Annotated in this window: 12 protein-coding genes; 8 read left to right on the forward strand and 4 right to left on the reverse strand. The window is 67.6% G+C overall.

Going from position 1 to position 13,857, the window contains the following annotated elements:
• The first annotated feature begins 8 nt into the window (after positions 1–8).
• Complete coding sequence (locus HWY37_RS25110) at positions 9–1,169, forward strand: acyl-CoA dehydrogenase family protein (RefSeq protein WP_176090104.1); 1,161 nt, start codon at positions 9–11, stop codon at positions 1,167–1,169.
• 13 nt (positions 1,170–1,182) lie between these two features.
• Here the strand turns inward: HWY37_RS25110 and HWY37_RS25115 are convergent, their stop codons facing one another.
• Entirely contained in the window at positions 1,183–2,094 is a 912-nt protein-coding gene (locus HWY37_RS25115; protein WP_175206231.1) for a LysR family transcriptional regulator, read from the reverse strand.
• 263 nt (positions 2,095–2,357) lie between these two features.
• Between HWY37_RS25115 and HWY37_RS25120 the strand changes: the two genes are divergently transcribed.
• The 7 genes from HWY37_RS25120 (at position 2,358) to HWY37_RS25150 (ending at position 8,873) form a co-directional block, all read left to right on the forward strand.
• The gene (locus HWY37_RS25120) at positions 2,358–3,134 is read left to right on the forward strand and encodes a 5-oxoprolinase subunit PxpA (RefSeq protein WP_176090105.1); all 777 of its coding nucleotides are present in this window, start codon (positions 2,358–2,360) and stop codon (positions 3,132–3,134) included.
• A gap of 38 nt (positions 3,135–3,172) precedes the next feature.
• A complete protein-coding gene (locus HWY37_RS25125) occupies positions 3,173–3,415 on the forward strand; it encodes an acetyl-CoA carboxylase (protein ID WP_088142093.1) in 243 nt (80 codons plus the stop codon).
• 7 nt (positions 3,416–3,422) lie between these two features.
• The gene (locus HWY37_RS25130; protein WP_176090106.1) at positions 3,423–4,823 is read left to right on the forward strand and encodes an acetyl-CoA carboxylase biotin carboxylase subunit; all 1,401 of its coding nucleotides are present in this window, start codon (positions 3,423–3,425) and stop codon (positions 4,821–4,823) included.
• Positions 4,820–5,692: a 5-oxoprolinase subunit B family protein gene (locus HWY37_RS25135; protein WP_175206228.1), complete on the forward strand. Its 873-nt coding sequence runs from the start codon at positions 4,820–4,822 to the stop codon at positions 5,690–5,692. The genes HWY37_RS25130 and HWY37_RS25135 overlap by 4 nt, the downstream gene beginning before the upstream one ends.
• Positions 5,685–6,674, forward strand: a complete 990-nt coding sequence (locus HWY37_RS25140; protein ID WP_175206227.1) for a 5-oxoprolinase subunit C family protein — start codon at positions 5,685–5,687, stop codon at positions 6,672–6,674. Before HWY37_RS25135 ends, HWY37_RS25140 begins: the two co-directional genes overlap by 8 nt.
• Positions 6,675–6,811: 137 nt before the next feature.
• On the forward strand, positions 6,812–8,143 hold the full coding sequence (locus tag HWY37_RS25145) for a purine-cytosine permease family protein (protein ID WP_175206226.1): 1,332 nt from the start codon (positions 6,812–6,814) through the stop codon (positions 8,141–8,143).
• A 79-nt stretch (positions 8,144–8,222) separates the two neighbouring features.
• Positions 8,223–8,873: an HD domain-containing protein gene (locus HWY37_RS25150; RefSeq protein WP_176090107.1), complete on the forward strand. Its 651-nt coding sequence runs from the start codon at positions 8,223–8,225 to the stop codon at positions 8,871–8,873.
• Position 8,874: 1 nt separating this feature from the next.
• Here the strand turns inward: HWY37_RS25150 and HWY37_RS25155 are convergent, their stop codons facing one another.
• From HWY37_RS25155 to HWY37_RS25165, 3 genes are read right to left on the reverse strand one after another with little or no spacing between them, the layout of a single operon-like run.
• A complete protein-coding gene (locus HWY37_RS25155; RefSeq protein WP_176090108.1) occupies positions 8,875–9,678 on the reverse strand; it encodes an efflux RND transporter periplasmic adaptor subunit in 804 nt (267 codons plus the stop codon).
• Between the two features lie 19 nt (positions 9,679–9,697).
• On the reverse strand, positions 9,698–11,680 hold the full coding sequence (locus tag HWY37_RS25160) for a preprotein translocase subunit SecA (RefSeq protein ID WP_176090109.1): 1,983 nt from the start codon (positions 11,678–11,680) through the stop codon (positions 9,698–9,700).
• A 13-nt stretch (positions 11,681–11,693) separates the two neighbouring features.
• A complete protein-coding gene (locus HWY37_RS25165; protein ID WP_176090110.1) occupies positions 11,694–13,847 on the reverse strand; it encodes an efflux RND transporter periplasmic adaptor subunit in 2,154 nt (717 codons plus the stop codon).
• Positions 13,848–13,857 lie beyond the last annotated feature (10 nt).

The following is a 13,857-nucleotide window of genomic DNA, read 5'->3' on the forward strand; positions in this document are numbered from 1 at the left end:
GAACAGCCATGCAATTCACTCACGAACATCGCGAACTCGAACGGACCACCCGCCGCATCATCGCGGAGCACCTGGATCCCTATCTGGACGAATGGGAAGCCGAACAGATCTTCCCCGCCCACCGCGTCATGAAAGCCTTCGGCTCGGCCGGCCTGCTCGGCATCGGCAAGGCCGCGGAGTATGGCGGCATGGAGCTGGACTTCAGCTACGAGATGGTCTTTGCCGAAACCTTGGGAGAAGTCCGATCCAGCGGCCTGACCTCGGCCATCGGCGTGCAAAGCACGATGTGCACCCCGGCGCTGGCCCATCACGGCAGCGACGCGCTCAAGCGCGAATACCTGGCCCCCACCATCGCGGGCGACCTGGTGGGCTGCATCGGCGTCAGCGAAGCCTCGGCCGGGTCGGACGTATCGCAGATCAAGACCTGGGCTCGCCGCGACGGCGACGACTACGTCATCAACGGTTCCAAGATGTGGATCACCAACGGTGTCCAGGGCGACTGGATCTGCCTGTTGTGCAATACCTCGCAGGACGGCGGGCCGCACAAGAACAAGTCGCTCATCATCGTGCCGCTCAAATCCCCGGGCGTCAGCGTTTCGCGCAAGCTGGACAAGCTGGTCCTGCGCGCCTCCGATACCGCCGAACTGTTCTTCGACGACGTGCGGGTGCCGGCGAGCAACCGCATCGGCGAAGAGAACATGGGCTTCATCTACCAGATGGAGCAGTTCCAGGAAGAGCGCATGTTCGTGGCCGCCCGCAGCATGCGCTCCATGGAGCGCGCCATCGAGGAAACCATTGAATACGCGGGCCAGCGGCAGGTGTTCGGCGGCACGATCCTGTCCAACCAGGTCGTCTATCACAAGCTGGCCGAAATGCAGACCGAGATCCAGGCGCTGCGCTCGTTGCTGTACCGCGCCATCGAGCAATACATGGACGGCCAGGACATCGCCCAGTTCGCCTCCATGGCCAAGTACTACGCTGGCAAGCTGTCGATGAAGATCCCGAACGAATGCCTGCAATTCTGGGGCGGCCAGGGGGTCATGAACGAGAACTGGATCTCGCGCGCCTACCGCGACCTGCGGCAGACGGCCATAGGCGGCGGCGCCAACGAGATCATGCTGGAAGTCATTGCGAAGACGATGGGCATACATCCCGGCAAGCGGGCGTAGCGCCGGCGCGCGCTCAGCCCGCGCCGCCCCGCTGCGCCGTATACGCATGCCGGAAGTAATCCCGCACCACCTGCATGGCGGGCGAGATCTCCGCGCCGCGGCGCCAGGCCAGGCCCACGTTCATGGGAGGAATCGGATCCTTGAGCTGGACCGTTTCGATGCGGCGGCCTTCCAGCGACCAGGGCCGGTAGACCATGTCCGACAGCAGCGCGACGCCGCTGCCGTTGGCCACCATGCTGCGCACCGCTTCGACGGATGAGGTGCGCAGCCGCACATCGGGCTTGAACGGGGTTTCGTTCCAGTAGCGCAAGGCCGTGTAGGCCGCCTCGTCCACGGTCAGCATGATGAACGGCTCGCGCGAAACGTCTTCCAGCGTCACCGCGTCGGCCGCCAGCAGCGGATGCCTGGCGGGCAGCCACAGGCGCCGCGGCGAACCGAAGAAATGCTCCACCGCGAGATCCGGATTGGCGACGTTGGAGGTCAGCAGCACCGCCATGTCGTAGCGGTTCGCGATCAGGCCTTCCTCGATCGCGCTGCGGTTCAGTTCGTGCAGCTGGATGTCCAGCCGCGGATACAGCTGCGACAGGCGCTGCAGGTGGTATGGCAGGAAGTAGCCGATCACGGTGTAGGACGCCGCCAGCAGCAAACGCCCCGAGACTTCCTCGGCAGCGCCCGGCATGCGCAGGGCCTCGTCCACCGAGGACAGGATGTTGTAGGCGTGGTTCAGGAAGGTGCGGCCGCTATGCGTGAGCGTCACGCCGTGGGCGCCGCGCAGGAACAGCGCCGTGCCCACGGTCTCTTCCAGTTCGCGGATGGCGCTGGTGATGGCCGATTGCGAGATGGCCAGTTGGATCGCCGCCTGCGAAATCTGGCCGAGTTCGGCCGCCGCGATGAAGTATTTGAGTTGGCGCAGGGTGACGGACATGGGCTGCCATATTGATTAAATCGATATCTGCCCATCAGGATATCTGCGAATTCTTTCTTGTGCGGCAAGAACCAGATCAGGGGTATCCCTTATTTTTCATAGATAAACCCGGCAAGCGCTGGCCGTTGGCTACGCTCAAGGTATCTGAAAATTCGATATTGCTCGATCAATAAAAAGATCTTTTTATCCCCTGCGAGCTTGGCTAATGTTCACGTCACACGCCGCGTCGAATGCGGCAGGCAACGCGAAGGAGGCCACCCGCAATGAGCAAGCGCAGCATCGACCTCAACTCGGACATGGGCGAAGGATTCGGCCCGTGGACCATCGGGGACGGCGTGGACGACGCGATCATGCCCTTGATCAGCTCGGCCAACATCGCCACCGGATTCCATGCCGGCGATCCGCGGATCATGAACCGCACGGTGCTGCATGCGCGTGAGCACGGCGTATGCATCGGCGCCCATCCCGGCTTTCGCGACCTGGTGGGTTTCGGCCGGCGCGACATCCGCGAAAGCGCCGAGGCGCTGGTGCACGACATCGTCTATCAGCTGGGCGCCCTGCGCGAGTTCGCCCGCCTGCATGGCCTGCGGCTGCAGCACGTGAAGCCGCATGGCGCGCTGTACATGCAGGCCGCCCGCGACGAGACCCTGTCGCGCCGCCTGATCGAGACGCTGCAGGAACTGGAGCCCACCCTGGCGCTGTACTGCATGGAAAGCTCCATCACCTACCGGCTGGCGCGCGAGCTCAACCAGCCCGTGGTGCGGGAGTTCTACGCCGACCGCGACTACGACGCCAGCGGCTCCATCGTCTTCACCCGCTACACGCAGCCGCTGGACGCCAACCAGGTCGCGGAAAAAGTGCTGCGCGCCTGCACCGAGGGGCGGGTACGCACGGTGGAGGGCAAGGACATCGCCATCGACTTCGATTCCGTCTGCATACACAGCGACACGCCCGGCGCGCTGTCCCTGGTCCGCGCCACCCGCGAGAAGCTGGAAAGCCACGGCATCCGCATCGCGCCGCCCAGCGTGACGGGTCCCTGAAACGCCATTCCCCCGAACAACAATCCAAGGAGAAAACCATGCCGTTGCACGATATTCCCAGCCCCCTGCCCGGAACCTTCTATCGCCGCCCCAGCCCCGGCGCGGCGCCCTTTGTCGAGCCGGGCGCGACGGTGGCTGCCGGCGCCGTCATCGGCATCGTCGAGGTCATGAAACAGTTCAACCAGATCGAAACGCCCACCGGCGGCGTGGTGGCGGAGATCCTGGTGGAAGACGGCGATCCAGTGGAAGCGGGCCAGCCCCTGCTGCGCATCGAGGGATAGGCGCGTCATGTCCGATCACAATCTCCCCTACCGCCCGCGCCGCATCCACAAGGTGCTGGTGGCCAACCGCGGCGAAATCGCGCTGCGCGTCATCCGCGCCGCCCGCGAACTGGGCATGCGCACCGTCGCGGTCTACAGCGAAGCCGACCGCGACGCGCTGGCCACGCGCATGGCCGACGAAGCCGTGTTCATCGGCCCCTCGCACGCGACGCGCAGCTATCTGAATACCGAAGCGCTGCTGGAGGCCGCGCGCAGCAGCGGCGCCCAGGCCGTGCACCCCGGCTATGGCTTCCTGTCGGAGAACGCCGCGTTTGCGCAGGCCGTGAACGACGCCGGCCTGATCTTCGTCGGCCCCGATGCCGCCACCATCCGCACCATGGGCGACAAGGCCGCGGCGCGTGCCTGCGCCCAGGCGGCCGGCGTGCCCACCGTGCCGGGCAGCGATGGCGTGCTGTCCTCGCTGGACGAAGCCCTGACCCATGCGGCCGTCATCGGCTATCCGCTGATGATCAAGGCCGCCGCCGGCGGCGGCGGCCGCGGCATCCGCGTGGTGCGCGACGAAGCGCAGTTGCGCGAACAAATGCCGCAAGCTCAGGCCGAGGCGCAGGCCGCCTTCGGCGAGTCCGGCGTGTACCTGGAACGCTATCTGCCGCGCGCGCGCCATATCGAGGTCCAGGTGCTGGGCGACGGCAGCAACGCCGTGCACCTGTACGAACGCGAATGCTCCTTGCAGCGGCGCCGGCAGAAGATACTGGAAGAGGCGCCCTCGCCCGCCCTGGACGCCGCCACGCGGCAGAAGCTGTGCGAATCGGCCGCCCAGCTGGCGCGCTCGGTGGGCTATCGCGGCGCGGGCACGCTGGAATACCTGTACGACGACAGCCGCGGCGCGGGCGAGTTCTATTTCATCGAAATGAACACCCGCATCCAGGTCGAGCATCCCATCACCGAAGCCATCACCGGCGTGGACCTGGTGCGCGAGATGCTGCGCATCGCCGACGGCGAGCCCTTGCGCTGGCGCCAGCAGGACATCGCCATCCGTGGCGCCGCGATCGAATGCCGCCTCAACGCCGAGGATCCCACGCGCAACTTCGCGCCCAGCCCCGGCCGGGTGGAGCACGTGCGCTGGCCGGGCGGGCCGGGCGTGCGGGTGGATTCGATGCTGTATCCCGGATGCACGGTGCCGCCCTACTATGACTCGCTGCTGGCCAAGCTGATCGTCTGGGACGAAAGCCGCGCGGCGGCGCTGGCGCGCATGGCCCGCGCCCTGGATGAAGTCGAACTGGCGGGCGTGCATTCCACGCTGGCCCTGCACCGCGAGCTGCTGCAAGAAGCGGACGTGCTGGCGGGCCGCTACCACACCAACTATCTTGAAGCCTGGATGCAAAAGGATCGGGAGGAGAGGCAATGAGCCTGCGCTACACCCACGGCGGCGACGAATTCATCTTCGTCGAGATCAGCGAGGACATGTCGCTGGAGTCCTTCTTCAAGGGCATGGCGATCACGCGGGCGCTGCGCGAACGCGCGGTCGACGGCGTGACCGAAATCTGCCCGGCCAATGCCTCGTACCAGGTGCGGTACGACCCCGACCGCATCGCGCCCGAAGCCATGCTGGCCCTGCTGCGCGAGCTGGAAGCCGGCATGGATCTGGCCAGCCTGACGCTGGACACCCGCATCATCGAAGTGCCCGTTTACTACAACGACCCCTGGACCCACGAAACCCTGATGCGGTTTCGCGAAAGACACCAGGATCCCGAATCCACGGATCTGGAGTACGCGGCCCGCATCAATGGCCATGACTCGGTGCAGGGCTTCATTGACGCGCATTCCGGCTCGCCCTGGTTCGTGTCCATGGTGGGCTTCGTGGCCGGGCTGCCCTTCATGTATCAGATGGTGGAACGCGAGCGCCAGCTGCAGGTTCCGAAGTACCTGCGCCCCCGCACCGACACGCCCAAGCACACGGTGGGACACGGCGGCTGCTTCGGCTGCATCTACTCGGTGCGCGGCGCAGGCGGCTACCAGATGTTCGGCGTCACGCCCGCGCCCATCTTCGAGCCAGCCCAGCGCCAGGCTCACCTGCGTGACTCCATGGTGTTCTTCCGTCCGGGCGACATCGTGAAATTCAAGCCCATCAATCGCGAGGAATACGACCAGGCCGCGGCGCAAGTCGAGGCCGGCGCCTTCGAACTGCGCATCCGGCCAGTTTCGTTCTCGCTGGCCGAATACCAGCGCGCGCCCGATGCCTGCAACGCCCAACTGCTGGAGACCCTCCATGCCTAACGCTGCCATCATCGAAGTCATCAAGCCCGGCCTGGCCACTTCGGTGCAGGACACGGGCCGCCAGGGCTACTACCACCTGGGCATCCCGCCATCCGGCGCGCTCGACCAGTACGCGCTGGCCGCCGCCAACCTGCTGGTGGGCAATGCGGCCGATGCCGCCGTGCTGGAATGTACTTTGCTGGGCCCGGAGCTGCTGTTTCACCGCGCCGCCGTGATCGCCGTGACTGGCGCCAGCATGATCCCCAAGCTCGACGGCGCGGCACAGGCCTGCAACGTGGCGCTGGCGGTGCCGGCGGGCAGCCGGCTGTCGTTCGACTTCGTGCAGGCCGGCGCCCGCGCCTGCCTGGCAGTGGCCGGCGGCATTGACGTGCCGGAGGTGCTGGGCAGCCGCTCGACCTATGCGCTAGGCGCCATCGGCGGCCACGAAGGCCGCAAGCTGCAGGCCGGCGACCGGCTGGCGGTGGGCCAGGCGTCGATCCGCACGCGCGTCGGCCGCGAGCTGCCCGCCGAGCTGGCCGTCAGCCCTCCCAAGACGCAGACGCTGCGCGTGCTGCCGGGCCTGTACGACCATCGCCTGGAAGCCGAATCCGCCGCCACCTTCTATGAAGACGCCTGGACCGTGACCTCCGAGGCCGACCGCATCGGCTACCGCTACAAGCAGGGCCGCCCGCTGCGCTTCCGTGGCCGCGAACAACCCTTTGGCGCCGGCGCCGACCCGTCCAACATCGTCGACGCCTGCTATCCCATCGGCTCCATCCAGGTGCCCGCGGGCGTGGAACCCATCATCCTGCACCGCGACGCCGTCTCCGGCGGCGGCTACGCCATGATAGGCACGGTGATTAGCGCCGACCTGGACAAGGTCGGGCAGATGCAGCCCAACCAGAGCGCCCATTTTGAGCGGGTGACGCTGGAGCAGGCGGTGGCCGCCCGGCGCGACTACCGCGCCCGCTTCGAGCGGCTGCGCCAGGCGCTCAGCGGCTGACCCCGGGGCGCGGCCGCGCCGCGCCTTCTCCCACGGTTTTTCCAAGATCCCGGCCCTGCGCTCCCGCAGGGCCGATGGGCGACGCGCGCCCGTTCCGCAGTCGAACCGCAGCATCCGATCCCGCCAGGAGATCCGTCATGGCCAATATGACCCCACGCAAACCGTCCGATGAGACGGACAACTCGCTGCATGCCGTCGCCGACAGCGACCGCATGCCCCGCTACTCGCTCACCATGGCCTGGTGGGCCGTGTGCAGCGCCGTGTTCTACATCGTCGTCGGCGCCACCCTGGCGCTGAAGTACGGCGCCCGCAACGCCATCATCGGCATGGTGCTGTCGGTGATCAGCTACGGGCTGATCAACGGCGTCATCAGCCGCTACGCCATCCGCACCGGCCTGTCGGTGGCGCTGTTCTCGCGCCGCCTCTTCGGCACCTCGGGCGCGGCGCTGGCCACCCTGATCTTCTTTGCCACCGCCATCTATTACGCGGTGTTCGAGGGCGCGGTGATGTCGGTCGCGGCGCATCACCTCTACCCTGCCGTGCCGTACTGGCTGGTGGCGCTGGTGGTGGTCGCCTACAGCGTGCTGCTGATCTTCGGCAGCGTGCAGCGCTGGCTGGACAAGTTCAACGGCGTCCTGCTCCCCTTCTATCTGCTGGGCCTGCTGCTGGCGGTCGTGATGGCGACTCAGGAATACGGCTACAGCGACGCGTGGCTGTCGTTCGGCCCGCCCGAAGGCCCGGTGCCCGGCGGCTGGTGGGACGCCTTCGTGTACTACATGGGCGTGTGGGTCCTGATGATGTTCACCTTCGACTACGCCCGCTTCGGCAAGCGCGAAGACCAGACCTATCACAGCCGCTACAACTTCGGCATGCCCTTCTATCTGGTGACCTTCCTGCTCAACGGCGTGGCCGGCATCTACCTGGTCAGCACCATCCCCAGCGATGCGGCCTTGTCGGAAGTGTCGGTGGTGCTGGCCCTGCTCAAGCTGATGGGGCTGGGCGGCCTGCTGTTCGTGTGGATCACGCAGACCCGCATCAACACGGCCAACTACTATCTGGCCACCATCAACATGCAGGCGTTCTTTTCCCGCTGGCCTGGCATGCGCTGGCCCAAGGCGGTCTGGGCCGTCATCGTGGGCGCGGTGACGTATGCGCTGATGCTGCTGGACGTGTTCTCGTACCTGCTTCAGGCCCTGGCCTACCAGGGCATCTTCGTGGTGTCCTGGGTGGCCGTGGCGCTGGTGCATATCCTGGGCGGCCAGGAAGCCGCGCCGCAGCACGGCGGCGGCGCGGCCTTCAACCGCGCCGGCCTGGCCGGCTGGTTCGCCGGCGCGATCTGCGGCCTGGCGCTGATGCACACGGCCGGCTTCGCGGCCACACTTGCCGCTCCGGCAAGCTTCGTGGTGTCGGCGCTGGTGTACCGGATCTGCTCGACCGCGGCGGGACGGATGCAGGCGCAAGGCGGTTGACGTCGCCCCCGGGCCGCGCCTGCGCGGCCCGAAGCGCGCTGTGTACACTTTCCGTTGGACCCGAAGCTGGCGGTAAGAAATGAACAGGCAGGAAGATTTGGCGGCATGGCGGCCGCAACTCATACGGATTGCCAGAGACGCGGATACCGGCGATGGCGCCCATGACCTGAGCCACCTGGAGCGCGTCTGGAGGGCCGCCCGCGGCATGCTGGCGCACCACCCCGAAGCCGACCCGGCCATCGTCATGGCCGCCTGCTACCTGCACGACCTGGTCAACCTGCCCAAGAACCATCCCGACCGGCCGCGCGCCTCGACCATGGCGGCCGCGCAGGCCGTCCAGGCGCTGCGCGCCATCGGCTACCCCGCGGCCCGGCTTGACGGCGTGTCCCACGCCATCGAGGCCCACAGCTATTCCGCCAACATTGCGCCGCGCACGATCGAAGCCCGCATCGTGCAGGACGCCGACCGCCTCGATGCGCTTGGCCCGGTGGGACTGGCCCGCATGTTCCACATCGGCGGCCAGCTGGGCCGGGCGCTCGCCCATCCCTCCGACCCCATGGGCGCACACCGCGAACTGGACGACGGCGTCTATACGCTGGATCACATCGAACTGAAGCTGGTGCGCATCGCCGGCACGATGCAGACCGAAGGCGGCCGCCTGCTGGCCGCGAGCCGGCTGGATTGGATCCGGCGCTTCCGCGATGAGTTCATCGCGGAATGGACTGCCTGAATCAGAACTTCACCGAGCAGCGGATGCCCGACGGAATCACATTGCCTTCATTAGGCAGGCGCAGCAGCACCGTGAACGTCCCGCTGGCCGCGTCCATCACCCGGTCGATGCGCCAGACCTTGGCCTGCAGCGGCTTGTCGGTGATGGCCTGGTTGATCGTGACCTGCGCCTCGGCGTCGGCCTTGATCTGGCCATAGAGGCTTTCAGGCACAACCACCTTCACCAGCAGGGGGTTGATCTGCGCCAGCTTGACGATCTTGTTGTCGTTGATGCGGTCGCCCGGGCCAGCCAAGCGTTCGGCGACCACGCCGTCGAAGGGGCTCTTGATGCTGCGTTCGGCCAGGATCGCCTGCTGCAATGCCACCTGCAGCTGCGCCTGGCGGCTGCGAGAGGTCATTTCGTCGTAGTCGCCGGCGGGCAGCAGCTGGCGCTTGAACAGGTCGGTGTTGCGGTCGACCACGCGGCTCAGGTAGGCGGCTTCGGCGCGGCGCAGACCCAGCGTGGCCTCGTCCACGCTGGTGTTCAGCTCGGCCACCACCTGCCCCTTCTTCACCACATCGCCGCGCTGCACCAGTATGCTCGCCAGCACGCCGGCCGAGGCGCTGCCCAGTTCGGACACCTGGAAGGGTTCGATCAGGCAGGCCATGGGAGCCTGCAGATTGCCGGCCTGCGCTGACAGAGCAGGTTCGGCCAGCAGCGGCAGGCGGGCATCGGGCGGCAGGCCCTGGGCGCCTGCCGCGGCGGCGATGAGGGTAGCGGTGGCGGCAAGCAGGGCCGGGCGTGGCAGTCGGTAGCGTGGCGTCATGGAATCGGGCCTTTGCATATCAGTCGCCCTGCCCGGAAAAGGACAGGGAATTTTCGAGTTCTTCATCCGCGGCCACCATCTGGCGGCGCTCGCGGGCCAGTTTTCGTTCGGTGCGGGCCTGGGCGAAACGCAGCCAGCGCGCGGCCAGCCAGTTCCAGTCCTGCAGGCGCCGCGCGCGCAGCAACCGTCCCGGGCCGGCCCAGGCGCCGCCGGCGACGCTGTCCAGCACGGAGTCTTCCAGCGACAGGATGGCTTCGACGTGGCCTGGATCGCCCTGGCGGCCGCTGCGGCCTTCCAGCTGCCGGTCGATACGCGCCGATTCGTGCCTCTCGGTCAGGATGACGTGCAGGCCACCGGCCTCGCGCGCCGCGTCGGACAAGGGAATATCCGTGCCGCGTCCGGCCATGTTGGTGGCGATCATGATGCTGCCGATCTCGCCGGCGCGCGCGATCATGTCGGCCTCGTCGGCGTCCTGCTTGGCATTGAGCACCACCGCCGGCAGGCCGGCCTCGGCCAGCACGTGGGCCACCTGTTCGGATGCCGCGACCGAGCGCGTGCCGATCAGGATGGGCACGCCCTGCCGGTGCAGCGCGCTGGCGCGCTCGCACACCGCGGCCCATTTCTCGGCCAGCGTGCGGTACACGGCATCGGGCGCATGGCGCCGCCGCGACTTGCGGTGCGTGGGGATGCGCACCACCGGCAGGTCGTAGACCCGGCCCAGCTCGGCGCGGATTTCTGCCGCGGTGCCCGTCATGCCCGACAGCAGCAGGTAATGTTTGAAAAAACGCTGGTAGCTGATGCTCTTGAGGGTGGAGCGCGGCTCGCTCAGCTCCAGCCCTTCCTTGTGTTCCAGCATCTGGTGCAGGCCCTGGCCCCAGGAGCGGTCCGGCATCACCCGTCCGGTGAATTCGTCGACCACCATGATCTTGCCGTCGCGGATGATGTACTGCTCATCCAGCCGGTACAGGTGCTGCACGGTCAGGGCGCTGAGGACCAGCTCTTCGCGCCGGAACGGAATGCTCCACGGCGCCGGCAGCGCGGCGCACTGTCCGCGCAGATGCTCGCGGCCCAGTTCGGTCAGCGTGACGCGGCGCTCGCCGCGATGCAGGCGGTAGTGCTCCGGCGCCATGCCGCCGGCCAGCTCCATGGCCTGGCGCGTGACCTCGCTGGTGTCGTCCTCCTGCACGCCGGAAATGATCAGAGGCGTGCGGGCTTCGTCAACCAGCACGCTGTCGGCCTCGTCCACGATGGCGTAGCACAGGCCGCGCAGGTACAGCTGGTTCAGCCGCCCCTGCTCGCCGCGCAGCCGCTCCAGGCGCAGGGCGTCCTCGTCCTTGTCGCTGTCCAGGACGATCAGGTCGCGCAGGTAGTCGAACACCAGCGTCTTGTTGGAGCAATAGACCACGTCCGCCTGATAAGCCTTGCGCCGCGCGGGAATGTCCATTTCCATGCTGACCCAGGCCACCGAAAGGCCCAGCGCCTCGTAGAGCGGCCCCATGATCTGCGCATCGCGCTCGACCAGGTAGTCGTTGGTGGTGATGACGTGCACCGGCAGGCCCGCCATGGCGACGGTGGCCGCCGGCAGGGTCGCGGTCAGCGTCTTGCCTTCGCCGGTGTTCATCTCGGCCACCATGCCTTGCAGCATGGCCCAGCCGCCCAGCAGCTGCACGTCGAAGTGCGCCTTGCCCAGCGCCAACCGTCCGGCCTGCCGGATCAGCGCGAAGGCGCGCGCCGCGCTCTCCTGGCTGATGCCGTTGGCGCGCAGGTCGAATGCGATCTCGTCGGCCCGCCGCCGCACGCCCGCCAGGTCAAGTTCGCCCAGCGCCTCGGTCTCGCGCCGCACCCGCGCCAGGATGCGCCGGGTGCGCCACAAGGGCTGGCGGCGCTTGCGGCTGAGCCAGCGCAGCGCGCCCGTGCCCCAGGCTTCCAGCTTGTTGGCATGGCGCTCGCTCTCCTTCTCGGGATAGAGCGGGTCCGGGGCCAGGGCGTCGAAGGCGCGCATGTCAGATGCGGGGTCAGAAACGGAACTGGCGCAGCACCATCTGCCGCACCGCGTCGTAGGCTTGCAAGGCGAGCGGCCGGGGTTCGTGCGAGAACTTCACGTAGACCCTGGCCCCCAGATAGGCGCGCGGCGCGTCCGCGGGCAAGGCCAGGTCCATCACGAAGAGGTTCTCGGCGGACTTGGCGCGCCCTTCCTGCGACTTGCGCGGGTCCACCCCGATGCTGCCGCCGCCCTGCAGGCTCAGCGCCAGGCTGGGCAGCTCGTCGGTGGCGGCCGGCACCTCGCGCGCGATCGCGGCCACGTACTCTTCGCCGCTGTCCTGCACCAACCGCACGCGCACGTTCCGGAGCGAGCGGTGGATGCGCTCCAGGCTGGATTGCGGCACCACCACGCGCACGGTCTCCGCGTCGGTCAGCACATAGCCCAGCAGCTCGCCGCGCTGCACGTAGCGGCCGACCATGTCTTCGGCCTGCGCCGACACATAGCGCCCGGCGTGCGGGCTGCGCACCTGCTGTGCCTGCACCTGCTCCTGGATCGCGCGCCTCTCGGTCTGCAGGCTGGTCCATTGATGCCGCATGATGGCCGCCTGGACCTGGTTCTGCGCATAGGCCTGCACATAACGCGCCTGGTACTCGTCGACCTGCGCGGCCAGCATGGCGTCGCGCCGGATCAGTTCGTCGTTCTCCAGCATCATCAGGGCCGCGCCCTGCCCCACCGGCGCGTCATCGGCCGCCTGCCGCGCCCGCACGAAACCGGCCACCGGCGCCCGTACCTGGGCCGACGGCGGCACCCAGACCACGCCTTCGGTGTCGGTGGACGAAGGCAGCGGCACCGCGCCGACCAGTCCCGCCACGCCCAGCACGCACAGCCCGCAGATCAGGTAGCAGCGCAGGCGGTGCGCCTGGATCTGCGGATCGGCATAGAACTGGCGGCCCAGGCGCCACAGCGGCATGACGATGGTGTTGAACAGCGCCCAGATGGCCAGCAGCACGCCGAAGAAAAAGAACTGCCCGGCCATGATGAAGATGGCCAGGAACATGATGAACATGCGGTAGCAGAAGGACAGCAACGCGTAGCCCGCGAACCAGGCGCGTTCGCCCGGCGTGGCGCGCGGCGCTTCCACGCCCCGCAGCCCCAGCGCATAGCGCTTGAACAGATAGCCCAGGTAGCCATTGGCCCGCTGACCCAGGTTGGGGATTTCGATGGCATCGGACAGCACGTAATAGCCGTCATAGCGCAGCAGCGGATTGCCGTTCATGAACAGGGTGGACACGCCGCACAGCACGATGACGGTATAGGCCAGCGAGCGCCCCAGTCCGGGATCCAGCTGGGTCCACGCGATCATCGCCACGGCCGCCAGGAACAGCTCCACCAGGATGCCCGCCCCGCCCACCAGCATGCGCCAGCGCTTGTCGGCGAAGGCCGATGCCGCCGAGGCGTCCACATAGGGGATGGGCACCAGCAGCAGGAACATCAGGCCGATCTCATGCACCTCGCCGCCCCGCGCCTTGACCGCGCAGGCGTGGCCAAGTTCGTGGATCGCCTTGACCACGGGGTAGACCAGCGCCATGGCCAGCACATTGCCCGAGGAAAACACCTGGTCCCAGATGTTGTGCGTCAGCGTCTGCCAATGCATGGCGCCCAGGGCCGCGCCCGCGCCCACCACGCCCAGCCAGAGCAAGGCGCCGACCCAGGTGAACAGCCAGCGGTAGTACGGCAGCGCCCGCGTCAGCCCGCGGTCGGGATCCAGCAGCGGCATCTTCAGCGCGCTGGGATTGCCGATGTACTGCTTGATTTTCTGCATGCGCTGGCGCTTGCGGCGCTCGACCAGGTCGCGCACGTCCGGCGCGCGGTCGGTGGTGAGCACGTCGGCGCGGTGCAACTGGGCCATCAGGCGGATGACCTCGTCCTGCGGCATGGCGTCGTCGTCCAGCTGGCCGCAGGCGATCTCCCAGATCTCCTGCACCGAGCGGCGGCCGTCCATCAGGCTGATCAGCAGATTGGCCTCGGGCGTGTAACGATGGAATTCGCCATTGCTCTGGTCCTGCATCACGTACCAGACCTCGCCCCGGTAGACGTGGCGGTGGATATGGATGTGCGAACGCAGCCGCGGGCGCAGCGTGCTGACCCGGTGCCAGGAATTGCTATAGAGCGCGGTGCCGGACATCTTCTGCTCT

It is taken from the genome of Achromobacter anxifer, assembly GCF_903652925.1.
GTDB lineage: Bacteria > Pseudomonadota > Gammaproteobacteria > Burkholderiales > Burkholderiaceae_B > Achromobacter > Achromobacter anxifer.

Bases quoted from the DNA above. Each gene is read 5' to 3' on its own strand.
- HWY37_RS25110 (WP_176090104.1), top strand. From the start codon at position 9: ATGCAATTCACTCACGAACATCGCGAACTCGAACGGACCACCCGCCGC.
- HWY37_RS25115 (WP_175206231.1), bottom strand. From the start codon at position 2,094: ATGTCCGTCACCCTGCGCCAACTCAAATACTTCATCGCGGCGGCCGAA.
- HWY37_RS25120 (WP_176090105.1), top strand. From the start codon at position 2,358: ATGAGCAAGCGCAGCATCGACCTCAACTCGGACATGGGCGAAGGATTC.
- HWY37_RS25125 (WP_088142093.1), top strand. From the start codon at position 3,173: ATGCCGTTGCACGATATTCCCAGCCCCCTGCCCGGAACCTTCTATCGC.
- HWY37_RS25130 (WP_176090106.1), top strand. From the start codon at position 3,423: ATGTCCGATCACAATCTCCCCTACCGCCCGCGCCGCATCCACAAGGTG.
- HWY37_RS25135 (WP_175206228.1), top strand. From the start codon at position 4,820: ATGAGCCTGCGCTACACCCACGGCGGCGACGAATTCATCTTCGTCGAG.
- HWY37_RS25140 (WP_175206227.1), top strand. From the start codon at position 5,685: ATGCCTAACGCTGCCATCATCGAAGTCATCAAGCCCGGCCTGGCCACT.
- HWY37_RS25145 (WP_175206226.1), top strand. From the start codon at position 6,812: ATGGCCAATATGACCCCACGCAAACCGTCCGATGAGACGGACAACTCG.
- HWY37_RS25150 (WP_176090107.1), top strand. From the start codon at position 8,223: ATGAACAGGCAGGAAGATTTGGCGGCATGGCGGCCGCAACTCATACGG.
- HWY37_RS25155 (WP_176090108.1), bottom strand. From the start codon at position 9,678: ATGACGCCACGCTACCGACTGCCACGCCCGGCCCTGCTTGCCGCCACC.
- HWY37_RS25160 (WP_176090109.1), bottom strand. From the start codon at position 11,680: ATGCGCGCCTTCGACGCCCTGGCCCCGGACCCGCTCTATCCCGAGAAG.
- HWY37_RS25165 (WP_176090110.1), bottom strand. From the start codon at position 13,847: ATGTCCGGCACCGCGCTCTATAGCAATTCCTGGCACCGGGTCAGCACG.